Origin of the sequence: Roseixanthobacter finlandensis, from assembly GCF_043195105.2 — a bacterium.
Lineage (GTDB): Bacteria > Pseudomonadota > Alphaproteobacteria > Rhizobiales > Xanthobacteraceae > NCEH01.
Map to the genome: position 1 here is coordinate 5,087,087 of NZ_CM195536.1, position 21,521 is coordinate 5,108,607.

The following is a 21,521-nucleotide window of genomic DNA, read 5'->3' on the forward strand; positions in this document are numbered from 1 at the left end:
AGCGCGCGGCGGCTCCTCAGTGCACGATGGCGAGGCCGATCAGGCCCGCCACGCCCACCACGATGCGCCACCAGCCGAACACGGCATAGCCGTGGCGCGAGACGAAATCGAGCAGCGAGCGCACCACCAGCACGGCGGCGCAGAACGCCGCGACGAAGCCGATGAGGATCAAGAGCCCGTCATCCAGCGAGAGGATGTTGCGGTTCTTGTAGAGGTCATAGGCGAAGGCGCCGAACATGGTCGGCAGGGCCAGGAAGAAGGAGAATTCCGCCGCCGCCCGTTTGTCCACGCCCATCAGCATGGCGCCGACGATGGTCGAACCCGAGCGCGACATGCCGGGGATCATGGCCAGGCACTGGAAGAAGCCGATCTTCAGCGCCAGCGGGAGCGGGAAGCCCATGGCGTTGTTATAGCGCGGCTCCGGCACGATGCGATCCACGAACAGCAGCACGATGCCGCCGAAAATCAGCGTGAAGCAGATCAGCATGGGGCTTTCAAACAACACCGCCTTGATGAAGCCGTGCAGCGCCGCTCCGATCACCGCCGCCGGCAAGAACGCGATCAGCACGCCGAGCACGAAGCGCCGGGCGCCGGGGCTGGTGGGCAGCGCCAGCGCCACTTTCAGGAAACGCTGGAAATAGACCGTGAGGATCGCCAGTACCGCACCGAGCTGGATCAGCACCTCGAACGTCTTTCCCGTGCTCTCGAAGCCCAGGAAATGCCCGGCCAGCAGCAAATGGGCCGTGGAGGACACGGGAATGAATTCGGTGAATCCTTCCAGAAGGCCGAGGAGCAGGGCTTCGAGCATTGTGCCGAGGGTCATGGCGCGGGAGTCCGGGCGTGAAGGGGGAATGGCCAGGGGCCATGAAGCGGCGGCATCCTGAAATTTTCGCTTAATCGGTGCAATGCAAAAGCACCCGCTGGCGTCGGCGCGAACCTTGCGTCAGGGGCTTGGTTTGGTTCACCATGTGGCCCTATTGCCACAGCGCGGGCGGCCATTCGGTCTTGCGGCACTGCGAGAACCGATCTAGACCGGGGTCAGCCGCAGCGGCGAAAACCCCCCAGACATGCATCTGCACCATCATCCTTTTTGCCCTCATTCGCGTTTCGTGCGCCTCCTGCTTGCCGAATACGGCATCGAGCCGGAGCTGGTGGAAGTGCGCGTGTGGGAGCGCAAGCCCGAGTTCCTCACGCTGAACCCCGCCGGCGAAACGCCGGTGATGGTGGAGCAGCAGGCGCCCTCCGTTCCCGGCGCCAGCATCATCGCGGAATATCTCGACGAGACGCGCGGCCTTGCCCTCGCCGACCGCCGCCTGCTGCCGGAAGACCCGGCCGGGCGTGTGGAAGTGCGGCGCTTGGTGGCCTGGTTCCACGACAAGCTGTTCCTGGAAAGCACCGAGCATCTGGTGCGCGAGCGCATTTACAAGCGCTATATGAAATCCGACCAGGGCGGCGGCCCGCCCGATGCCCAGGCGCTGCGTGCGGCGCGCAGCAATCTGCGCTACCATCTCAAATATATCGGCTGGCTGGCGAAGGGCCGCAATTGGCTGGCCGGCGAGCGCATGAGCCATGCGGACCTTGCCGCCGCGGCCCATCTCTCGGTGGCCGATTATCTGGGCGACGTGCCGTGGGACGAGGACGAGGATGCGAAGGCCTGGTACGCGCGGCTGAAATCGCGCCCGACCTTTCGCGGCCTGCTGAACGATTCCATTCCCGGCATGCCGGCCTCCAGCACCTACGCGGACCTGGATTTCTGAGCCGTCGGGATCACCCCCCTCTCCCCGGAGCGGGGCAGGGAAATCCTCTTCCCTCACCCCCATGCCGCCCCTCATGACCGGCACCTTCCCCCTCCCAACCCTCCCCCGCAAGCGGGAGAGGGCATCGACGGTGGTGGATACGCCGCCGGATCGGGCCACCCTCAAGGACTACCTGCGCGCGCTGGCCCTTATCGAGGGGTTCGACGCCTTCGGCATCGCCGATCCCGCTGCGGCCTCCGCCGCCGGGCCGCGCCTGCGCGCCTGGGTGGCCGAGGGAAATCATGGCGACATGGGATGGATGGCCGAGACCCTCGACCGCCGCGCCGACGCGCGCACCCTGTGGAGCGAGGTGCGCACGGTCGTCATGCTGGGCCTGAACTATGGGCCGGACGAGGACCCGCGCGCCGCGCTGGCCGAGCGTACGGGCGGCGTCATTTCGGTCTATGCGCGGGGCGAGGATTATCACGAGCTGATCAAGGCGAAGCTGAAGCGCATCGCCCGCGCCTTGCTGGCCAAGGCGGGGACCGGGGACGTGAAAGTGTTCGTGGACACCGCGCCGCTGATGGAAAAGCCCCTCGCCCAGGCGGCCGGCCTCGGCTGGCAGGGCAAGCACACCAATCTGGTATCGCGGGCGCGCGGCTCCTGGCTGTTCCTCGGCGCCATCGCCACCACGCTCGATCTGCCGGTGGATGCGCCCGAGGGCGATCATTGCGGACATTGCCGCGCCTGCCTCAATGCCTGCCCGACGGCGGCTTTCCCCGCACCCTATCGCATCGATGCCCGGCGCTGCATTTCCTATATTACCATCGAGCATGCCGGGCCGATCCCGCGCGATCTGCGCCCGCTCATGGGCAATCGCATCTATGGCTGCGACGATTGCCTCGCCGCCTGTCCCTGGAACAAGTTCGCCCAGGCCGGACGCGAGATGAAGCTTGCCGCGCGGGACGAAAATCGCGCGCCCGCCTTGGCGGAGCTGGTCGCTCTGGACGACACAGCGTTCCGCGCGCGCTTCGCGAAAAGTCCCATCAAGCGCACCGGCCGCGTGCGCATGGTGCGCAATGTGCTGATTGCCATGGGCAATTCGAACCATCCCGGATTCGTGCCGCAGATCCTGCCTCTGCTGGAGGATGACGCGCCGCTGGTGCGCGGGGCGGCGGTGTGGGCGCTCTCGCGCCTGATGCCGGCGGCGGACTTCGCGCGGATCGCGGCACGGCGCGTGCCCGACCCCGACGGCGATGTCCGGGCGGAATGGGATGCCGCGCTCTCCTGAGTGCGGGGCGGGCGGCGGAACGGCCGCTTTCACCCTTGCCGGATGCGCGCGGCTGCGTCATGACCGAAGGCATGAGCACGCTGCTGGCGGTGGGATTGGGATATTGCGGGCGCGCCCTCCTGGCGCGCGACGGGCTGCCGTTCGCACGCGTGATCGGCACCAGCCGCACGCGCGAAGGGGCACAGGCCCTCGCCGCCCTGTCGCGGCCTGGGCTTGCGGTCACGGGCCTGCCGTTCGACGGCGTGCACCTCTCGGCCAATCTGGAACAGGCGCTGCGCACGGCCAATGTGCTGCTGCTCTCGGCGCCGCCCGGCGAGGCGGGCGATCCGGTTCTGGCTGTGGGGCGCGCGGCGCTGATGGCCAATGCCCATCTGCGCTCGGTGATCTATCTGACGACGCTCGGGGTTTACGGCGACCACAAGGGCGCCTGGGTGGATGAACGCGCCAAGCCGAAGCCGGGCTCCGTGCGCCTGGAGCGGCGCCTTGCCGCCGAGGCCGAATGGCTGCGGTTCGGCGGCGCGCGTGACGTGCCGGTGGCGGTCCTGCGCCTCGCCGGCATCTATGGCCCCGGCCGCAACGCTTTGGTTCAGGTGGCGCGTGGCGAAGCCCGGCGCATCGACAAGCCGGACCAGGTGTTCAACCGCATCCATGTGGACGACATCAGCGCCAGTATCCGCAACGCGGTGAAGCGACGGTTCCACGGCGTGGTGAACGTGACCGACGATCTGCCCACGGCGCCCAGCGAGCCGATCCTCGCCGCCGCGACCCTGCTGGGGGTGGAGCCCCCGCCGGCCATTCCCTTCGACGAGGCGGCACGGGACATGACGCCCATGGCGCTGTCCTTCTGGGCGGCCAACAAGCGGGTCGACAATGGCCGGCTGAAGCACGAGCTGGGCGTGACCCTGACCTATCCCACCTATCGCCAGGGCCTCGCCGCGCTCTATGCCGCCGGCGAAGGGCGCGACTTGTAGCCGGCCCGGGCTAAGGCGGACCGACATTCAGCGGCGTGGTGGATCGTCGAGGCACCTGACCGCAGGCGCGTGCGATTGTTCTTCTTTCGCCGGCCGTCCTCCCTCACGCGTCATGGCCGAGACAGGCCCGGCCATCCATGCCGGGCCGCTTGCGCGTGCCTTGAAAGGCCGGTTCCAACGGCTCCGCGTGGGTGCACGGGGCAAGCCCGTGCATGACGATGCTCTGCTGCAACGGCGTCAAGTCATGAAAGGCGATCGGATCTATGGATCCTGTTCCAGCCAGGATTTCAGCTTTTCCAGCTGGCGCGGACCCTCGACGGACAAGGCGCGCGCAGGGCCAAGCTGCGCCGCCGCGTCGGGGGCGTGCTCCACCTGGCGAGCAAGGTCGGCGGCGCCGGCAAGGCCGAACTGGCCGAGCAGGCCGGCGAGCGCATGGGCTTCGCGCCGCAGCGCCGCCCCGTCGCCTGCCGCGACCAGTGCGCTCCAGGCCTCGAACCGCCGCGCGGCATTCTCCACGAACCGCTCGGCAAGGCCCTGGAAGGCGGCCGGGCTCACCGCATTGCGCAGGGCCGCGACACCGGACAGGTCGAGACCGTCCACGCCCGCCGCAACGGGGCTATCGCGGGGGACCGGCGGCGGGACGGGTTCCGGCGCCAGAGAAGCAGGGGGCGGGGCGTCGCGGCTTTCTGACGGGCCGGCCGGATCTAACGTCGCCGGCGCGGCATCGCGGTGCGGGTCCGCATGGACGGTGGCCGCCGGTGCGATCTCGGACGCGGCGGTGTCGCTGCGTTCCAGCAGGATCAGCATCCAATCGTCTTGCGGATCGGGACCGAGGCGGGCCGCGATGCGCGCGGCGGTCCGCCCGGCTGCGGCCGACAAGGGCAGGGCGGCGCGGCTCTGTACTTCGCCCACCAGCCAGTCCGGGCAGTTGCCGCCGCTCGCCAGTTCCGCTGGGTCCAGCCCGTCGGTGGCGAGCAGCAGGCGTTCCCCCGGGGCGAGGGTCAGGCGCATGTCCTCGTAGCGCGGCCGGTCGGCAAAGCCGAGCAGCGGTCCCTCGCAGGCCACCGCCCGCGCCGAGGTGGCGCTGAGGATCATGGGATGGGGATGGCCGGCCGAGGCGATCTCGATCGTCCCGTCCGCCAGCAGGTCCACCACCAAGGCGGTGGCGATGGCGGCATCGAAGGCCGGCTCGCCGAAAATCAGGTCCGACCAGCGGGCGAGGAACCGCCCAGGCGACAGGCTGGGATCGAGATCCAGCGCGCGCACCATGGCGGCATGGACGATGGCGCCGGCCTTGGCATCGATGCCATGGCCCATCACGTCCACCATCACGATGCGCTCGCGCCCCGGACGCGGCAGATGCACCACGAGATCGCCGCCGCCGATGTCGGCGGTTTCGTGCAGCAGCGCCAGGGCGAACGGGCCGAGCGCCTGCGGCAGGTTGGGCTGCACCAATTGGCCGAGGGTGGTGCCGAAATAGCGAAACAGCCGCAGCCGCTGGCGCAGCGCGCGGGTGAGCGTGAGCTGAATGGTTTCCAACAGGGCTTCCGGCGTCACCGGCTTGGTGAGGAAGGTGTCGATGCCCAGCTCCAGGGCGCGGGTGCGCACGCTGGAATCCGCCGTGATCATGACGATCGGGATGGGCGGCCGGTCGCGATCTTCCTCCAGCGCCGCCACCAGCGCCGTTCCCGGCTCGGAGCCGAGATGAAAATCGGTGAGGATCAGGTCCACCTTGGTTTCGCGCGCCAGCAGCAGCGCGCTGCGCAGGTCGCGCGCGGCGATCACGCGATAATGCGGCTCCAGCAGGCCGAGATAGGTTTCCAGGAGAATTTCCTCGTCCTCCACCACCAGAACCTGCGGGCGCCGGCGCGCCAGCTGGCGGCGCAGGAGGAAGCGGTTGGGCGGGCCGGGCTCATAGCGCACCTGGTCGAGGAAATGCCGGGCCAGCGGCAGGCCGCGCCCGGATTCGGCATCGGGCGCCATGCGGGTGAGGCTCGCCGCCTCCCAGGCCGCCGCGAAGCCGAGGAACGGGCCGCCGTCATCCACGAGATCGAGAGTGAGCAGGATGCCTTCCAGGCGGACCCGCACGATGAGTTCGCGCGCCGGCGGGCGGGCGTGCTGCACGGCGTTGGTGGCGAGCTCCACCAGCGCCAGCACCACCTCGTCGCTGATGTCCGCGCCGATGCGCAATTGCGCCAGCTCGCGCCGCAACGCCTTGCGGATCCAAGAGATGCTCTCCAGCGTGGCCGGCCTGCGCGCCTCGAACAAGTCCAACGCCCGTCCCCTCCCGTTCCATCCCGTGTGGCCTCGCGACGCCGCTCCCCGACCGTGTCAGGCGAGGGCGTCCAGCTCCTCGTCCGAGAGCGCGCCGGGCACGATCGTGACGGGAATGGGAAAGCGCGCCGCGTGCGGCCCGGCGGCGGCCGCGACCAGGGGCCCCGGCCCGTCCGATCCGGTTCCGGCGGCGAGCACGAGGATGGCGATATCGCGGTCCTCGCCGATCAGGTCCAGCAAAGCGGCGCTCTTGCCGCCCTCGCGGATCACCGTTTCCGCCTCGATGCCGGCGAGCTGGCGGGCGCGGGCGACATAATCGTCCAGATGGGCCTGCATGGCCTCGGTGGCTTCCGCGCGCATGAGGTCGGCGATGCCGAGCCATTGCTGACGCGCGCCCTCCAGTTCCAGGATGCCCAGCATCACCACCCCGGCGGCGGTGCGCGCGGCGCGGCGGCTGGCGTAATAGACCGCGCGGTCGCATTCCGGGGTTTCGTCGATCACCACCAGGAACTTGCGGCGATGCCCCGGCTCGTTGATCTGCCGCTTGGGATTGGTGTTGGTGATGGGATGCATGATCCGGCCCTTTCCCGCTCGCCGCGATGCTGCCACGCGCGGCCTTTGCCATCGACAAAAAACCGCGCCGGCGCAACCGGTGCCGTGTTTCCCCGATGTCTTTCCCTGCGGCCGGGCTTGTACTACTCCTCCTGCCGTCGCACGGGGCGGCACGGGAGACGCGCATGTCGGTTTTGACCCTCGACCAGGCCCAGACCATCCTGTCCACGGCGCTGCGCCAGGCAGTGGCCCAGAATCTCAGCCCGCTTGCCATCGTGGTGCTGGACGGGCGCGGCGCGCTCAAGGCGTTCGCGGCCCAGGACGGCACCAGCCTGAAGCGCGGCGAGATCGCCATCGGCAAGGCGCGCGGCGCGCTGGCGCTGGGCATGGGCTCGCGCTCGCTGTTCCGCCGCGCCAAGGAGCAGCCCTTCTTCATCGCCGCCGCCGGCGAAGTGGTGGGCGACCTCATCCCGGTGCCGGGCGGCGTGCTGATTCGCGATGCCGAAGGCGCCATCTGCGGCGTGGTCGGCATTTCCGGCGACACCTCGGACAATGACGAGGCCTGCGCCGTCGCCGGCATCGAGGCGGCGAGCTTCCGCGCCGATCCCGGCCAGGACTGAACGTGCAAGCAGACGAGGGGACGCAGGCGCAGGCCCTGCGTCCCGCCGCGTTCCTGGATCGCGACGGCGTGCTGAACGTCGATATCGGCTATGCCTTCCGCCCGGCGGACCTGCGCCTGATGCCGGGCGCGGGGGAAGCGGTGGCGCGGCTGAATGCGGCCGGCTATCTGGTGTTCGTGGTCACCAACCAGTCCGGCATCGCGCGCGGGCTCTATACGCTTGAGCAGGCGCAGGCGTTCAACGCGGCGTTGGCGCAGGCGCTGTCCTGCCAGGGCGGCCATGTGGACCGCTTCTATCTTGCGCCCCACCACCCGGACGGCAGCGTCGCGGAATATGCCCTGGACCATTTCGACCGCAAGCCCAATCCCGGCATGATCCTGCGCGCGCTCGAAGAATGGCCGGTGGATCGGGCCCGCTCCTTCCTCATCGGCGACAAAGACACCGACATGGAAGCTGCCCGGCGCGCCGCGGTGCCGGGGCATCTCTATGCGGGGGGAAATCTGGACGATCTGGTGCGGGAAATTATTCGCGGGACTTAAATAGAAAATTCCGCCCCAAAGCTGGGGCGGCACGGGATCCACCCGGCCGGAAGCGCGCAAACCCTTTATTTTCGGTAAAATGTTTCACGTGAAACATTCGCGGGCCACGGACGAACGGCGGATCCGTGGAGCATCGCGCCGCTTTTCCGGCCGATGAAGCCGCCTATTCGCCCGAACGTGCGCCCCGAAGTTCGGCAAACGCGTTTTTGCGCCGCTCGGCGAGAGGCGCCTCATCGAAGGCGCCCCGCGATATGTCAGGAGCGATGCGTCGGAAGCGATCCGCCGCTCAGAGGATCTTCGCACCCTCTTCGAACGGCAGGCGCGGCAGGCGGGGCATGACCTTCGCCGGGTCGCCATGGCCGAGGGCGGTGATGAAATTGGTCTTCACCTTTCCGTCCGGGAAAAATTCCGCATCCAGCTTGGCCGCGTCGAAGCCCGACATGGGGCCCACGTCCAAGCCGACCGCGCGGGCGGCGAGCATGAAATAGGCGCCTTGCAGCGCGGAGTTGCGGAAGGCGTGGGGTTCGATCATGCCGGGATTGTTCACGAACAGATCCTTGAAGCCCGGCGCGTGGGGGAACAGCTGGGGGATCTTCTCGTAGAATTCAAGGTCATAGCCGATGATGGCGATGACCGGGGCGGCGAGCGCCTTGAGGTTGCCTTCGGACAGGGCCGGCTTCAGGCGCGCCTTGGCTTCATCGGACGCCAGGAACAGGATGCGCGCGGGCTGGGTGTTGGCCGAGGTCGGGCCATAGATGGCAAGGTCATAGAGCGCGCGCAGCTCGGCTTCGCTCACGCCCTGGTCGGTCCAGCCGTTCTGCGAGCGCGCCTTCAGGAACAGAGTGTCCAAAGCGGCCTGATCAATCTTATAGCTCATGGCGTCACCATATGGAGGGGCCGGGCCGCGGGCCCGGTATCGCCTCGACTTAAGCTTGCGGCACGGGGCTGGATAGGGGGGTGTCCTGCAAGGGTCGTTTGCAAGGATGCAAACCACATATCAAGAATGCTGATTAATGCGTCACGGCATTTGATGGGTGCTGGCGGGCGAACATGGGTATGGTCGCCGCGCTCCCTTTGCGCCGTCGCGCCGAAGGGCGCCCCCCACCGCGCTCCTGCGCCCAAGGGGCGCTTCCCCACCGCGCCCCTTCCGCTCAAAGGTGGCGCTTCCACCGCGCCCCTCCCGCTCAAAAAGGGGGCGCTTCCACCGCGCTCCTGCGCCCAAAGGCTTTTGCCCAGGCTGTCCCCATGACCGCATCCGCCCCCGCATCCGCCCCCCTCCCGCACGCGAGCGGTCCTGCCGCCGATCCCTTGCTGGATGCGGTGCGCGCCCATGTGCGCGCCCTGCCCGAGAGCGGCATCGTGGAAGTGATGAATTACGGGCGCAATCGCGAGGGCATCGTGCCGCTGTGGGCCGGCGAGGGGGATATCCAGACCCCCGCCTTCATCTGCGAGGCGGCGGCGCAGGCGCTGCACGCGGGCGAAACCTTCTACACCTGGCAGCGCGGCCTGCCGGACCTGCGCGCGGCGATCGCCGATTATATCGCCGGCCTCTATGGCGTGCCGGCCGAGCCCGAGCGTTTCTTCGTCACCGGCTCGGGCATGCAGGCGATCCAGATCGCCTTCGCGATGGCGCTGGGGGCGGGCGATGAAGTGCTCATCCCCTCGCCCACCTGGCCCAATGCGGCGGCGGCGGCGCAGAAGGCCGGCGCGCACCCGGTCTATGTGCCGTTCTCCTATGGGCCGGAGGGCTTCGCGCTGGACCATGCGCGCCTGGCCGAAGCGGTGACGCCGCGCACCCGCGCCATTTTCCTCAATTCGCCCGCCAATCCCACCGGCTTCGTCGCGGCGCTGGAGGATCTGAAAGCCGTGCTGGCGCTCGCCCGCAAGCACGGGCTGTGGATCGTCGCCGACGAAATCTACGGCCGCTTCCATTATGGGGAAGGCGTGCGCTCGCCCTCGTTCCACGATGTGATGGAGGCCGACGACCATATCCTGTTCGTGCAGACCTTCTCAAAGAACTGGGCCATGACCGGCTGGCGCATCGGCTGGATCGAGGCGCCAGCCGCGCTCGGGCAGGTGATCGAGAATCTGATCCAATATTCCACCTCCGGCGTCGCCGCCTTCATGCAGCGCGGCGCGGTGGCGGCGCTGACGCAGGGCGAGCCCTTCGTCGCCGCGCAGATCGCCCGCGCCCGTCGCGGCCGCGATCTTGTCGCCGACGCGCTGCTGGCCACCGGAAAGGTGGATCTCGTGAAGCCGGATGGCGCCTTCTATCTGTTCTTCGGCATCGCGGGGGAACGCGACGTGCGCAAGCTCGGCCTCAGGCTGGTGGACGAGGCCAATGTCGGCCTTGCCCCCGGAACCGCCTTCGGCGCGGGTGGTGAAGGCTTCATGCGCCTGTGCTATGCCCGCGGCGAAGAGCAGTTGCGTACCGCCGCCGACCGGCTGGTGCGCTGGCTGGAGGCCCGCCCCACGGGCCGGTGAAGCGTTCAGGCATCGTCTCATGACCGTCACTCCCCCGTCGCGCCGGGCCATCCTGGTGGCGAGCCTCGTCACCCTCGCCAGCGGCGCGCTCGGGGGGCTGGTGTTCTTCCGCATCGGCATGCCGGCGGCCTGGATGTCGGGCGCGCTGATCGTCACCACGGTGCTCGCCTTGTGCGGCGCGCCCCTGGCGGTGCCGACGCCGGTGCGGTTCGTGGGCTTTTTGGTGCTCGGCGCCTCCATGGGCACCGCCATGTCGCCGGACATGCTGACCCATGCTGCCACCTGGCCGATCTCCATGGCTTTGCTCGCGGTCAGCGTGGTCGGCGTGATGGCCGGCAGCATGGCGTTCCTGGTGCGGGTGGCGCGCTGGGATGCGCAATCGGCCTTCTATGCCTCCGCGCCGGGCGCGCTCAGCACGGTGGTGGCCATGGCCGCGACCACGCCCGCCGACATGCGCAAGGTGGCCTTCTCCCAGGCCATGCGGCTGTTCCTGCTGGTGGCGGCCCTGCCTCATGTGATGGGCCGGGTCGGCCATCCCTCCGGCGCGCCGGCGGCGGTGCCGCTCTCCTCCCTGCCGGATATCGCGATTTTGCTGGCGGTGAGCCTCGCCACCGGGGTGGCATTCAACCGCCTGCGGGTGCCCGGCGGCATGCTGGTGGGTGCCATGACCGGCAGCGCGCTGCTGCACGCCTTCGGCTTGTCCCATGCCTTCGTGCCGCCGATTCTGCTGATCCCGGCGTATGTGGTGCTCGGCGCGGGAGTGGGCATGCGGTTCCAGGGCACCGACCGGGCGACCTTGAGCTCGTGCCTGCTCGCCTCGCTCGGCGCGTTCGCGGTGGCGCTGGTGGTGTCGGTCGCCTGCGCGCTGCTGGCGGCGCACCTGACCCATGACGATCCCGGCAAGCTCATCACGGCGTTTTCCCCCGGCGCGCTGGAAACCATGACCGTGCTCGGCTTCGCCATGGGATACGACCCGGCGTTCATGAGTGCGCATCATCTGTTCCGCTTCGCCGGGATTTCGGTTTTTCTGCCCCTCGCGGCCCATCTGCTGTTCACGATTCGTCGACAACGCACGCCGGACTGAGGCGACGGGCGCACGGTCACCGCATCGTGAGCGTGGCCGTGTTGCCTTGCCCGGCGCGCGCGGCCCAATGAGAGCGGATAGCCATGCCGGAGGGGCACTCATGAACCGTATCGACGATCTCGCATTGCTGGTCGGCCGCCTGCTGATGGCCGCCCTGCTTCTGCCTTCGGGCTTCCGCAAGGCCACCAATCTTGGCGGAACCGCGCAATATTTCGCCGGCCTCGGCCTGCCCGCGCCGGACCTGATGGCGATCGCGGCGGCGAGCGCGGAAGTCGGCCTGCCGATCCTGCTGGTGCTGGGCGTGGTGCCGCGCCTCACCGCCTTCCTCACCGGCGGCTTCGTGCTGCTGACGGGGCTGATCGCGCATCGCTTCTGGGATGTGGCGGACCCCGCCGCCGTCGTCGGGCAGCAGATCCATTTCCTCAAGAACATCGCCATCGTCGGCGGCACGATGTTCTATTTCGTGTCCGGCGCGGGCGCCTTCTCGCTCGCCGGCCGCAAGCGCTGACGCTCTGACGGGGTGAGCGCTATTCGGCGCCGTAGCTGTGCAGGCCGGCGCCATTGGCGCGCAGCCAGGCTTCGGCGATCTTGCGCTCGGGAAAAATGCGCTCCACGGCGCGCCAATAGCGCGGGCCGTGGTTCATTTCGAGCCGGTGCGCCACCTCGTGGGCGGCGAGATAATCCAGCACATGGGGCGGGGCGAAGATCAGCCGCCAGGAAAACGACAGGTCGCCCGAGGCGGCGCAGGAGCCCCAGCGGCTCGCCGTGTCGCGCAGGGTGAGGGCACCGATCTCCACCTGGAGCGCGGCGGCGTGGCGGCGCACGGCGGCGGTCAGGTCGGTTCGCGCCTGGCGCTTGAGATAATCGGCGATGCGGCGGGCGATGTGGGGCAGGTCGCCGGACACGCACAGCAGGTGCATGCCGTCCTGCGGGTCGATCTCCACCGAACAGGTGCCACGCAGGCGCTCGCGATGGACGATGCGATGGGGAATGCCGCGCACGGGAATGATCTCGCCCGGCGCGAACGGCACTTGCTGCGGCAGCCGCACGAGGCGCGTGCGCACCCAGTCCAGATGGCGCTGCACGAAGGCGTTGGCGGCCGCGAGCGGCACGTGGGGCGGCGCCGTGAGCGTGACGTCGCGCGAGACCGTGCGCACGCGCAAGGTCAGCCGCCGCGCGGTGGGATGCCGCCGCACGCTGACCCGCACGGTCTCCCCATCCACCAGCAGGTCGATCCATTCGGCGCCGCGCCGCGCCGTCGGCGATATATCCTGCCTGCGAAAGAGCATGGCATTCCGACGATTGGGTGGGCCAGGAGCGGCCAGGGACAAGCTTATCGCCGAATGTGAAAAGATTCGCCGCCGAAACGCTACCCCTTCGCGGCATCTGGACAGGGGAAAAGCGCGAATGGCCAAAGAGTGCCGCCCCCGCTAGTGCGGGAACAGCTGTGTCACATTATCGGCATCGGCGCGGGAGCCGGGCGCGACGTGGGCGTCGGCGCGCGGGCGTTCCTGGTTCATGATGAAGTCGGAAATGCGCGGCGCGATCTCCGAGCGGAAGCGCGAGCCGTTGAACACGCCGTAATGGCCGACCCCCGGCTGGAGATAATGGGCACGCTTGTCCTCGGGGATATTGGCGCACAGACGATGGGCGGCGAAGGTCTGGCCGACGCCGGAAATATCGTCCTTCTCGCCTTCCACCGTCATCAGCGCCACGTTGCGCACCGCCTCCGGCCGCACCAGATGGCCGCGATGGGTCATCTCGCCCTTGGGCAGGGCGTGGGTGATGAAGCCCTTTTCAACCGTTTCAAGATAAAAGTCGGCCGAGAGATCCATGACGGCAAGATACTCGTCATAGAATTCGCGATGCTTGTCGGCCGGCTCGCCGTCGCCCTTCACCAGGTCCTGGAACAGGTTGTAATGGGCCTTGACGTGGCGATCGAGGTTCATGCTCATGAAGCCGGTGAGTTGCAGGAACCCCGGATACACCTGCCGCATGGCGCCGGGATGGGCCCATGGCACGGTGGTGATGACGTTGCGGCGGAAGAATTCGATGCCCTTGTCCATGGCGAGCCGGTTCACGGCGGTGGGCGCCTCGCGGGTGTCGATGGGGCCGCCCATGAGGATCATGGAGCGCGGCGCGGTGTGGTCCTGCTCGGCCTCCATGCGCGAAACCGCCATCAGCACCGGCACCGCCGGCTGACACACCGCGAGCACGTGGCAGTCGCCGCCGAAGCTGCGGAAGATGGAGATCAGATAATCCACGTAATCATCGAGCCCGAACCGGCCCTCCGCCAGCGGCACCATTTTGGCGTCGGTCCAGTCGGTGATGTAGACGTCGTGGGTGGGTAGGAAGGCTTCCACCGTGCCGCGCAGCAAGGTGGCGTAATGACCCGACATGGGCGCCACGATCACCAGCTTGGGCTGCGGGCGACGCGGCGGATATTCGAACGCGCGCGAGAAATGCAGCAGCCGGCAGAACGGGCGGCTCCACACCGGGTTGATATGGACCGGCACCTTCATGCCGCTGACCATGGTATGGGTGATGCCCCATTCCGGCTTTCCGTAGCGGCGAGTGGTGCGCTCGAACAGTTCGAAGCCCGCCGCCATGGATTTGCCGGCGGTGGTGTGGGACGCGGGATTCATGGGATTGGCGAAGAACATGCGGCTGGCATCGGCAAGCGCCCGCGAGGGGTTGAGCGCGGCATGCGTCATCTCGTACATCCAGTACAAGGGCGCGGACAGGCTGCTCCCGTTCGCGGATGGCTGGCGCGCGGCGCCGCCAAATTCACCGATAGCCATGGTCGTCCCTCACGTTCTTTCTTATCGCACGAGAGTGTGGCCGGGTTTTCAAGCGGTCAATCTCGACAAAAGGTCAACTCAACACTTGACCCAAGTCATCCACCATTATGCTTGCGCCAGCCTAACGATATCCTGACGCCACACAGAGAACCCGGCATGCAATACGGATCTGCGACCTTCCCTTATGGAAGATCCTTCGGACTTCGGCTCGACACGCTGATTCGTCTGCGCTGGCTGGCCGTGGCCGGACAGGTGCTGGCCCTGCTGGTGGTCCATGGCCTGCTGGGATTTCCGGTTCCGCTCATTCCCTGCCTTTTGGTGGTGTCGCTTTCCGCATTGGTTAACCTCCTGCTGCGGGTTCGGTTCCCGATCGCGCGCCGGCTGGAGGATGCCGCCGCCGGGCCGCTGCTCGCCTATGACGTGCTCCAGCTCACCGCCCTGCTCTATCTGACGGGCGGGCTGAACAATCCGTTCGCCCTGCTCTACCTGGCGCCGGTGACCATTTCAGCCACCGCCTTGTCCTGGAGCACCACGGTGGCGCTTGGCGTGCTGGCCATGGGCTGCGCCGGCGCGGTGGGCCTGTGGCACCAGCCGCTGCCCTGGTCCGGCCCGGAGGTTCTGGCGCTGCCGGACCTGTATCTGGCGGGGACCTGGGTCTCCATCGCGGTGTCGATCGGCTTCATCGGCCTGCATTCCTGGCGCGTCACCGAGGAGGCGCGGGAACTCGCCGATGCGCTCGCGGCAACCGAGCTGGTGCTGGCGCGCGAGCAGCATCTCTCCCAGCTGGACGGCCTCGCCGCCGCCGCCGCCCACGAGCTCGGCACGCCGCTCGCCACCATTGCCCTGGTGGTGAAGGAGATGGCGCGCGGCACCGCGCCCGACCATCCCATGGCCGAGGACATCGCCTTGCTGCGCGACCAGGTGCAGCGCTGCCGCGACATTCTCCAGACCCTGACCTCGCTCGGCTCGGGAGACGCGCCGTTCGACCGCATGCCGCTGTCGCTGCTGCTGGAGGAGGTGGTGGGCCCGCACCGCGACTTCGGCATTTACATTTCCGTGACCCTGCCCGAGGACCGCACGCAGGAACCGGTACTGGCGCGCAATCCCGGCCTCATCTATGGGTTGGGAAACTTGGTGGAGAATGCGGTGGATTTCGCGACCGCGCGGGTGGAGATCGAGGCGCGCTGGACCACCACCCGGATGGACATCCTGGTGCGGGACGACGGCCCCGGCTTCTCGCCCGAGGTGAGCGACCGCATCGGCCAGCCTTATGTGACCAGCCGCGCCCGCGACCGCCAGAACAGCGAGGAGGAAAGCGGGCTCGGCCTCGGCTTCTTCATCGCCAAGACGCTGCTGGAGCGCACCGGCGCCGCGCTGGTGGTGGAAAACCGGGCGGCGCCGGGCCGCGGCGCCGAGGTGAAGATCTCCTGGCTGCGCAACACCATCGAGATGGATCCCGAGGACGGTGGGACAAACCCGCCCCCCGCCCCCTATGCTGAAGCAAAGCCGGGCTGAGGGTGGCCGCAAGGTCAACCCGGCCGGAACAGGCGCCGCTGGAAGAACAGGCGCCCAAGAGGTAAACGAGATGATGCCTGAACCCACCTTGCCCGAGATCGAGGGCCCGCGTTCCGTCCTGATCGTCGACGATGATCGCTCGTTTCTCCAGCGCCTGGCGCGTGCGCTGGAAGCGCGCGGCTTCGAGGTGTCCACCGCCGAGAGCGTGGCCGAGGGCCTGGCCCTGGTGGAGAGCGGCGCGCCGGCCTATGCCGTGGTGGACATGCGGCTCGGCGACGGCACCGGGCTCGACGTGATCTCGGCGCTGAAGAAGAAGAGCCCGGGCGCGCGCGCCATCGTGCTCACCGGCTATGGCAATATCGCCACGGCGGTGACGGCGGTGAAGCTCGGCGCGGTGGATTATCTCGCCAAGCCGGCCGATGCCGACGATATCGTCGCCGCCCTGATGGCCAATGCCGACCACAAGCCCTCGCCGCCGGAAAATCCCATGTCCGCCGACCGGGTGCGCTGGGAGCATATCCAGCGGGTCTATGAATTGTGCGGTCGCAACGTCTCGGAGACCGCCCGGCGGCTGTCAATGCACCGTCGCACGTTGCAGCGTATCCTGGCCAAGCGCGCACCGCGGTGATGCGGCTGGTGGTTGCAATCTGATCTGCCGGTTGCAATAAGCGGGAACCGGATGTCGGGTTTCGACGTTTCGGCTTCAGGCGCGGGTTCCCGCGATCCGTCCGGCCCGTGTCCACGGGGCGGCGCATTCTCATCGACGAAGCGGACATCCGGCGGCATGGCAGGACCCTCCCTCGTTCGCCTGGCCCTTGCGCTCGTCCTCATGGCGGCGCTCCAGGTGCCCTGTGCCGTTCAGGCGCAGACTCTCGAGACCTATCGCGGGCGCGCGCCGGCGGTCTTCATCGTCGCGCCGGGCAGCAAGTCCCCCGCCCTCGCCGTGCAGATGAAAAGCCTGAAGGATGCCGTCGCGGGCGTGCTCGCGCGCGATCTCGTGGTGATCGAGCTGGATGATCTGAACCCCGCCCAGCGCCAGCGCTTCGACGTGGCGCCGGACGCGTTCCAGGTGATCCTGGTGGGGATCGACGGCAAGGTGATCCAGCGCTGGGACGCACCCGTGGCACCGGCGACCCTGTTCGCGCTGATCGACGCGGCGGGCAAATAGCGCGCGTCTGGCGGCTACAAGTCGCTCATGCCCCGCAGTTCGGGATCATAGAGGGCGGCGAGGCGGCCGGCGCCGGCGCGGGCGAGGCGGATCAGCAGCGCCTTGCGGGTGGCCGCCGGCAAGGGATGGGCCGGGGCCGGGCGGATCACCGCCGCGCCGAACGCGTCGCCCACCAGGATGCCCACGTCGAGCGGCAGCAGCTCCAGCGGAAAATCCACCGTCACGGCGAAATAGAGCCGGTCGCAATGCAGCAGATAGTCCGGCCATTTGGCGTCGGCGCGGAAATCGGCGACGCTGGACTTGATCTCCACGATGCTCACCTCGCCCTTGAGGTCGAGCGCGGCGATATCCGCCCGCCGGCCCGAGGCGAGGCAGAATTCGGGAATGCCGATCAGCCCCAGCGCCGCGAAATGGCGCAGCACGCCGCGTTGCAGCGCCAGCGCGGTGGGCGACTGGCGCCCGTCCGGCGGGGGAACCGGCGCAACCGGCGCCGTCACAGATCGGGCTCCATGATCAGCTGTTCGCGCGCGGCGGCATCCCGGCGCGCGCGCTGGCGGGCCTCGCGGGCGCGGGCGATGGCGGCGTTGAACTCGCCGCCGAACACGAAGATGGTCGCGGTGAGGTAAAGGAACACGAGCGCGATCATCACCGAGGCGAGGCCGGCGTAAGTGGTGACGTAATTGGCCGGGAATTCGGCGAGATAGATGCCGAACACGGTCGCCGCCACCAGCCAGAGCGTGAGCGTCATGACGATGCCCGGCGTCACCTCCCGCAGCGAGCGTTGGCCGGCCGGCAGCCACAGATGCGCCACCAGCAGGCCGATGATGAGAATGATGGTGGTCGCGCCGAAGCGCGCGGCGGTGACGATGCCGCTCAGCGGCTGGAGCGCCGGCACATTGTGGAGCACCGTGCGCCAGATCAGCGGCCCCAGCACCACGAGGAAGGACAGAGCCAGCATGCCGGCCGCGCCGATCACCACGAACACGATGGATTCCAGCCGCAGCCGGTACCAGGAGCGTGCCTCCTTCACCTGATAGGCCCGGTTGAGGCCGATGCGCAGGCTCTCGATGCCGTTGGAGGAGAAATACAGCGCCAGCACCACGCCGAACGTGATGACATCGGTGCGCACATGGCTGACCACGCTGCGGATTTCCTGGGCGATGGGCGCCGCCACCTGCTGCGGCCAGGTGTCGAGGATGAGCTGGATGGTCTCGTTCGCGAGCGGCCGCAGGTCGAGAAATCCGGCCAGCGCCGTGACGAAGATCAGGAACGGGAACAGGGACATGAGGATCGACAGCGCGATGTGGCTTGCGATGGCCCAGCCGTCGTCGGCGACGAAGGTCCACACCGCATCCATCACGATTCGGTAGGCGCGCTTCACCATCCCCGGGCTCGTCTCCTTCTGGCCGCGTGCCGCGCGACGGGCTGCCGGCGCGCGGCGCATTCCTCTACGGCGCGCACATGATAAGGAGAAGCCTGTCGCGGGGCCATCTGTCCAGAGGTAACTCCCTTTGCCACGTATCGATCCGGCCCATCTTCGCCTCGCCGTCCGCGCCACCGTGGCGGCGGCGATCGCCTTTCTGCTGGCGTGGCTGCTCGACCTGCCGAAGGGCTATTGGGCGGTGCTGACCGCCATATTGGTGGTGCAATCCTCCATCGGCGCGAGCCTCGCGGTGGCGGTGGACCGCTGCCTCGGCACGCTGGCGGGCGGCGGCATCGGCGTGGGGCTGGCGATGATCGCCGGTCCGTCCTGGAGCCTCTCCTTCGCGCTGCTGCTGCTCGGCACCTTCGTGTCCGCCTTTATCGCGGCCCGCAATCCCAGCTTCAAGCTCGCCCCGGTGACGGTGGTGATCGTGATGCTGGCGGACCCGACCCATGCCGAACCCTGGATTTCCGGCCTGGAGCGCGTGTCCGAAATCGCGCTTGGCGGCGCGGTGGGCCTGGCCTGCGCGTTGCTGGTGCTGCCCGACAAGGCGCTCGGCTATCTGTTTCCCCATGTGGCCGATGCGCTGGAGGCGAGCGCGGACCTGCTGGAGGCCGGCGTCGCCGCGCTGCTCGACGGCGGGCTCGATCCGGCGCGCATGGATGTGCTGAACCAGAAGGTGCGCGTCACCTTGCGGGCGGCGGACGTGCGGGCCGGGGAGGCACGGCGCGAGCGGGTGGGCCCGTTCAACGCCGCGCCCGATCCCGGCCCCATCGTGCGCGGCGGGCGGCGGCTGTGGCATTCGGTGATCATCCTGCTGCGCGGGGCCGACCGGCCCCTGCCGCCGGCGGTGGCGGACCAGGTGCGGCCCGCGCTCTCGGCGGCATCGCAGGCGCTGGCCCAGGGCGTGCGCGGCATCGCTTCCGCCTTGCGCGGCGGGGGGCCGCCGCCGGACCTTGCCGCCACCGACGCCGCCGTGGCCGCGCTTCAGGCGGAGCTGGAACGCCTCGGCAGTTCCGGCGCGCTCGCCGGCGAGGGGCCGAGCCTGATGCCGCTTTATGCGGCGGCCGCCGGCTGCGCCTATATCCACGACAATCTGATCGAGCTTGCCGCCCGCCTCGCCGAGGCGCGCAAGGACGCGGCCTGAGCCGACCGGCTTCTCGCGCCTTCCCACGGGCCTCTTGCCCGCACGCCTCTTGCGCGCACGCCTTCCGTGCCGGGGACAGCGCGCTCGGAACTGCGCCGTCTTAGCCAAATCTCCCGTTGCGTCGCGGCGGACGCGGGATAATCTGGCAAGAAAATTCCGCATCGCACAACCAGAGGAAATTCCGCCATGTCCAGCAGTGCCGCGCTTCAAGCGCTCGATGCCGCCCCCATCGACGCCGTGGCCCTCGGCCGGACGGCGACCAATGTCCTGCAAAGCGTGCTCGCGGAAGCCACCTCCCAGGTGCGCGCGCGCGTCAGCGAGGGCGGCAAGCTGTCCTCAAAGCTGCTGGATGCCGAGCAGCGCGCCTCCCACGGCCTCGCCTGGCTCGCCACTTACGTCTTCGGCGTGCGCGAGCTGGTGCATTACGCCGACAGCCTGACCGAGACCGGCCAGTTCGGCGCGACCGAGCGGCTGCTGGTGCAGATCGGCCTCGGCGAATATGTGGCGCAGATCCTCGGCGGCATTCCCATGAGCCAGGGCGAGATCGTGCGGCTGGAGGATCTGTTCCTCGGCGCGGAGACCATCGCCGCCCTGCGCGCCGAACCGGCGATTGCCGAGCTGGCGCGCTCCGGCAATACCACCGAGAGCCGCGCCGCGCTCGCAGCCCTCATCCGCGAGAGCCATGGCGGCACCGTGGGCGAATCCGGTCTCGACGAGACCATGGCGGCCATGCGCACGGAAATCCGCCGCTTCGTCGAGGCGGAGGTCGCCCCCCATGCCCACGAATGGCATCTGAAGAACGCCTATATCCCCATGGAGATCATCCAGGGGCTGGCTGATCTCGGCGTGTTCGGCCTCACCATTCCGGAGGAATACGGCGGCCTCGGCCTCTCCAAGGAAGCCATGTGCGTGGTCACCGAGGAACTCTCGCGCGGCTATATTGGCGTCGGTTCGCTCGGCACCCGCTCGGAGATCGCGGCCGAGCTCATCCTCGGCGGCGGGACGCAGGCGCAGAAGGACTATTACCTGCCCAAGCTCGCCTCGGGCGAGATCCTGCCGACGGCGGTGTTCACCGAGCCCAACACCGGTTCCGACCTCGCCTCGCTCCGCACCCGCGCGGTGAAGGAAGGCGAGGGGGAGGATGCGGTCTATAAGGTCAATGGCAACAAGACCTGGATCACCCATCCCGTCCGCGCCGATCTGATGACGCTGCTGGTGCGCACCAATCCGGCCGAGCCGGGCTATCGCGGCCTCTCCATGCTGCTGGCGGAAAAGCCGCGCGGCACGGACCAAGAGCCGTTCCCCGCCAAGGGCATGACCGGCGGCGAAATCGAGGTGCTCGGCTATCGCGGCATGAAGGAATATGAAATCGGCTTCGACGGCTTCGAGGTGCCGGCGGGCCAATTGCTCGGCGGCGAGGAAGGGCAGGGCTTCAAGCAGCTCATGAACACGTTCGAGGCCGCGCGCATCCAGACCGCCGCGCGTGCCGTGGGCGTCGCCCAGGCCGCCATGGAAACCGCGCTGCGCTATGCCGAGGAGCGCATCCAGTTCGGCAAGCCGCTGATCGCCTTCCCGCGCGTCGCCGACAAGATCGTGATGATGGCGGTGGAAACCATGATCGCCCGCCAGATCACCTATTTCGCCGCGCGCGCCAAGGACGAGGGCCGCCGCACGGATCTTGAGGCCGGCATGTCCAAGCTGCTCGGCGCCCGCGTCGCCTGGGCGGCGGCGGACAATGCCTTGCAGATCCACGGCGGCAACGGCTTTGCGCTGGAATATCCGGTCTCGCGCCTGCTGTGCGACGCGCGCATCCTCAACATCTTCGAGGGCGCGGCGGAGATCCAGGCCCAGGTCATCGCCCGCCGCCTGCTGGAAGGCGGGAACTGAGGTTTCCTCATAAAAAAGGCGGTCCCGGC

At 68.6% G+C, this 21,521-nt stretch carries 21 protein-coding genes; 13 read left to right on the forward strand and 8 right to left on the reverse strand.

From position 1 onward, the window contains the following. Positions 1–16: 16 nt before the first annotated feature. On the reverse strand, positions 17–823 hold the full coding sequence (locus V5G24_RS23590; RefSeq protein WP_394084206.1) for an undecaprenyl-diphosphate phosphatase: 807 nt from the start codon (positions 821–823) through the stop codon (positions 17–19). 244 nt (positions 824–1,067) lie between these two features. Here V5G24_RS23590 and V5G24_RS23595 point away from each other — a divergent pair, with 244 nt between their 5' ends. The 3 genes from V5G24_RS23595 to V5G24_RS23605 all read left to right on the forward strand — a co-directional run bounded on the left by V5G24_RS23595 (position 1,068) and on the right by V5G24_RS23605 (position 3,998). Continuing rightward, positions 1,068–1,757: a glutathione S-transferase family protein gene (locus V5G24_RS23595; RefSeq protein ID WP_394084208.1), complete on the forward strand. Its 690-nt coding sequence runs from the start codon at positions 1,068–1,070 to the stop codon at positions 1,755–1,757. Between the two features lie 130 nt (positions 1,758–1,887). Further along, positions 1,888–3,027 carry a tRNA epoxyqueuosine(34) reductase QueG gene (gene queG / locus V5G24_RS23600; protein WP_394084210.1) on the forward strand — a complete coding sequence of 380 codons (1,140 nt, stop codon included), beginning with the start codon at positions 1,888–1,890 and terminating at the stop codon, positions 3,025–3,027. Positions 3,028–3,086: 59 nt separating this feature from the next. Next, on the forward strand, positions 3,087–3,998 hold the full coding sequence (locus tag V5G24_RS23605; protein WP_394084212.1) for a Rossmann-fold NAD(P)-binding domain-containing protein: 912 nt from the start codon (positions 3,087–3,089) through the stop codon (positions 3,996–3,998). A 261-nt stretch (positions 3,999–4,259) separates the two neighbouring features. Here the strand turns inward: V5G24_RS23605 and V5G24_RS23610 are convergent, their stop codons facing one another. Together V5G24_RS23610 and V5G24_RS23615 are read right to left on the reverse strand one after the other, a co-directional pair. Further along, positions 4,260–6,272 (reverse strand): SpoIIE family protein phosphatase, encoded by a 2,013-nt coding sequence (locus V5G24_RS23610; protein WP_394084214.1) that lies wholly within the window; start codon positions 6,270–6,272, stop codon positions 4,260–4,262. A gap of 57 nt (positions 6,273–6,329) precedes the next feature. Continuing rightward, entirely contained in the window at positions 6,330–6,845 is a 516-nt protein-coding gene (locus tag V5G24_RS23615; RefSeq protein ID WP_394084216.1) for a universal stress protein, read from the reverse strand. Between the two features lie 164 nt (positions 6,846–7,009). On the opposite strand from V5G24_RS23615, the gene V5G24_RS23620 reads away from it, so the two are divergent. Further along, a complete protein-coding gene (locus tag V5G24_RS23620) occupies positions 7,010–7,444 on the forward strand; it encodes a GlcG/HbpS family heme-binding protein (RefSeq protein WP_394084220.1) in 435 nt (144 codons plus the stop codon). 2 nt (positions 7,445–7,446) lie between these two features. Further along, complete coding sequence (locus V5G24_RS23625; RefSeq protein ID WP_394084222.1) at positions 7,447–7,983, forward strand: D-glycero-alpha-D-manno-heptose-1,7-bisphosphate 7-phosphatase; 537 nt, start codon at positions 7,447–7,449, stop codon at positions 7,981–7,983. Between the two features lie 286 nt (positions 7,984–8,269). On the opposite strand, the gene V5G24_RS23630 is transcribed toward V5G24_RS23625, so the two are convergent. Further along, positions 8,270–8,860: a malonic semialdehyde reductase gene (locus tag V5G24_RS23630; protein WP_394084224.1), complete on the reverse strand. Its 591-nt coding sequence runs from the start codon at positions 8,858–8,860 to the stop codon at positions 8,270–8,272. A 368-nt stretch (positions 8,861–9,228) separates the two neighbouring features. Here V5G24_RS23630 and V5G24_RS23635 point away from each other — a divergent pair, with 368 nt between their 5' ends. From V5G24_RS23635 to V5G24_RS23645, 3 genes are all read left to right on the forward strand, one after another. Beyond that, a complete protein-coding gene (locus V5G24_RS23635) occupies positions 9,229–10,467 on the forward strand; it encodes a pyridoxal phosphate-dependent aminotransferase (protein WP_394084226.1) in 1,239 nt (412 codons plus the stop codon). Positions 10,468–10,486: 19 nt separating this feature from the next. After that, positions 10,487–11,551, forward strand: a complete 1,065-nt coding sequence (locus V5G24_RS23640; RefSeq protein ID WP_394084228.1) for an AbrB family protein — start codon at positions 10,487–10,489, stop codon at positions 11,549–11,551. Positions 11,552–11,651: 100 nt separating this feature from the next. After that, positions 11,652–12,059: a DoxX family protein gene (locus tag V5G24_RS23645; protein WP_394084230.1), complete on the forward strand. Its 408-nt coding sequence runs from the start codon at positions 11,652–11,654 to the stop codon at positions 12,057–12,059. A 19-nt stretch (positions 12,060–12,078) separates the two neighbouring features. On the opposite strand, the gene V5G24_RS23650 is transcribed toward V5G24_RS23645, so the two are convergent. Further along, positions 12,079–12,840, reverse strand: a complete 762-nt coding sequence (locus V5G24_RS23650) for a M48 family metallopeptidase (protein WP_394084232.1) — start codon at positions 12,838–12,840, stop codon at positions 12,079–12,081. A 141-nt stretch (positions 12,841–12,981) separates the two neighbouring features. After that, complete coding sequence (locus V5G24_RS23655; protein ID WP_394084234.1) at positions 12,982–14,352, reverse strand: polyhydroxyalkanoate depolymerase; 1,371 nt, start codon at positions 14,350–14,352, stop codon at positions 12,982–12,984. A gap of 156 nt (positions 14,353–14,508) precedes the next feature. Between V5G24_RS23655 and V5G24_RS23660 the strand changes: the two genes are divergently transcribed. The 3 genes from V5G24_RS23660 to V5G24_RS23670 all read left to right on the forward strand — a co-directional run bounded on the left by V5G24_RS23660 (position 14,509) and on the right by V5G24_RS23670 (position 17,035). Continuing rightward, the gene (locus V5G24_RS23660; protein WP_394084236.1) at positions 14,509–15,867 is read left to right on the forward strand and encodes an ActS/PrrB/RegB family redox-sensitive histidine kinase; all 1,359 of its coding nucleotides are present in this window, start codon (positions 14,509–14,511) and stop codon (positions 15,865–15,867) included. Positions 15,868–15,937: 70 nt separating this feature from the next. Beyond that, positions 15,938–16,495 carry an ActR/PrrA/RegA family redox response regulator transcription factor gene (locus tag V5G24_RS23665; RefSeq protein WP_394070763.1) on the forward strand — a complete coding sequence of 186 codons (558 nt, stop codon included), beginning with the start codon at positions 15,938–15,940 and terminating at the stop codon, positions 16,493–16,495. Positions 16,496–16,651: 156 nt separating this feature from the next. Next, entirely contained in the window at positions 16,652–17,035 is a 384-nt protein-coding gene (locus tag V5G24_RS23670) for a DUF4174 domain-containing protein (protein WP_394084238.1), read from the forward strand. A 14-nt stretch (positions 17,036–17,049) separates the two neighbouring features. Here the strand turns inward: V5G24_RS23670 and V5G24_RS23675 are convergent, their stop codons facing one another. Both V5G24_RS23675 and V5G24_RS23680 read right to left on the reverse strand, forming a co-directional pair. Then, the gene (locus tag V5G24_RS23675; RefSeq protein ID WP_394084240.1) at positions 17,050–17,532 is read right to left on the reverse strand and encodes an MmcB family DNA repair protein; all 483 of its coding nucleotides are present in this window, start codon (positions 17,530–17,532) and stop codon (positions 17,050–17,052) included. Beyond that, positions 17,529–18,419: a YihY/virulence factor BrkB family protein gene (locus V5G24_RS23680; RefSeq protein ID WP_394084242.1), complete on the reverse strand. Its 891-nt coding sequence runs from the start codon at positions 18,417–18,419 to the stop codon at positions 17,529–17,531. The genes V5G24_RS23675 and V5G24_RS23680 overlap by 4 nt, the downstream gene beginning before the upstream one ends. Positions 18,420–18,546: 127 nt before the next feature. Between V5G24_RS23680 and V5G24_RS23685 the strand changes: the two genes are divergently transcribed. Then, a complete protein-coding gene (locus tag V5G24_RS23685) occupies positions 18,547–19,605 on the forward strand; it encodes an FUSC family protein (RefSeq protein ID WP_394084244.1) in 1,059 nt (352 codons plus the stop codon). A 186-nt stretch (positions 19,606–19,791) separates the two neighbouring features. Further along, complete coding sequence (locus tag V5G24_RS23690) at positions 19,792–21,492, forward strand: acyl-CoA dehydrogenase family protein (RefSeq protein WP_394084246.1); 1,701 nt, start codon at positions 19,792–19,794, stop codon at positions 21,490–21,492. The last annotated feature ends 29 nt before the right edge of the window (positions 21,493–21,521 follow it).

Bases quoted from the DNA above. Each gene is read 5' to 3' on its own strand.
- V5G24_RS23590 (WP_394084206.1), bottom strand. From the start codon at position 823: ATGACCCTCGGCACAATGCTCGAAGCCCTGCTCCTCGGCCTTCTGGAA.
- V5G24_RS23595 (WP_394084208.1), top strand. From the start codon at position 1,068: ATGCATCTGCACCATCATCCTTTTTGCCCTCATTCGCGTTTCGTGCGC.
- V5G24_RS23605 (WP_394084212.1), top strand. From the start codon at position 3,087: ATGACCGAAGGCATGAGCACGCTGCTGGCGGTGGGATTGGGATATTGC.
- V5G24_RS23615 (WP_394084216.1), bottom strand. From the start codon at position 6,845: ATGCATCCCATCACCAACACCAATCCCAAGCGGCAGATCAACGAGCCG.
- V5G24_RS23620 (WP_394084220.1), top strand. From the start codon at position 7,010: ATGTCGGTTTTGACCCTCGACCAGGCCCAGACCATCCTGTCCACGGCG.
- V5G24_RS23630 (WP_394084224.1), bottom strand. From the start codon at position 8,860: ATGAGCTATAAGATTGATCAGGCCGCTTTGGACACTCTGTTCCTGAAG.
- V5G24_RS23635 (WP_394084226.1), top strand. From the start codon at position 9,229: ATGACCGCATCCGCCCCCGCATCCGCCCCCCTCCCGCACGCGAGCGGT.
- V5G24_RS23640 (WP_394084228.1), top strand. From the start codon at position 10,487: ATGACCGTCACTCCCCCGTCGCGCCGGGCCATCCTGGTGGCGAGCCTC.
- V5G24_RS23645 (WP_394084230.1), top strand. From the start codon at position 11,652: ATGAACCGTATCGACGATCTCGCATTGCTGGTCGGCCGCCTGCTGATG.
- V5G24_RS23650 (WP_394084232.1), bottom strand. From the start codon at position 12,840: ATGCTCTTTCGCAGGCAGGATATATCGCCGACGGCGCGGCGCGGCGCC.
- V5G24_RS23655 (WP_394084234.1), bottom strand. From the start codon at position 14,352: ATGGCTATCGGTGAATTTGGCGGCGCCGCGCGCCAGCCATCCGCGAAC.
- V5G24_RS23660 (WP_394084236.1), top strand. From the start codon at position 14,509: ATGCAATACGGATCTGCGACCTTCCCTTATGGAAGATCCTTCGGACTT.
- V5G24_RS23665 (WP_394070763.1), top strand. From the start codon at position 15,938: ATGATGCCTGAACCCACCTTGCCCGAGATCGAGGGCCCGCGTTCCGTC.
- V5G24_RS23670 (WP_394084238.1), top strand. From the start codon at position 16,652: ATGGCAGGACCCTCCCTCGTTCGCCTGGCCCTTGCGCTCGTCCTCATG.
- V5G24_RS23680 (WP_394084242.1), bottom strand. From the start codon at position 18,419: ATGGTGAAGCGCGCCTACCGAATCGTGATGGATGCGGTGTGGACCTTC.
- V5G24_RS23690 (WP_394084246.1), top strand. From the start codon at position 19,792: ATGTCCAGCAGTGCCGCGCTTCAAGCGCTCGATGCCGCCCCCATCGAC.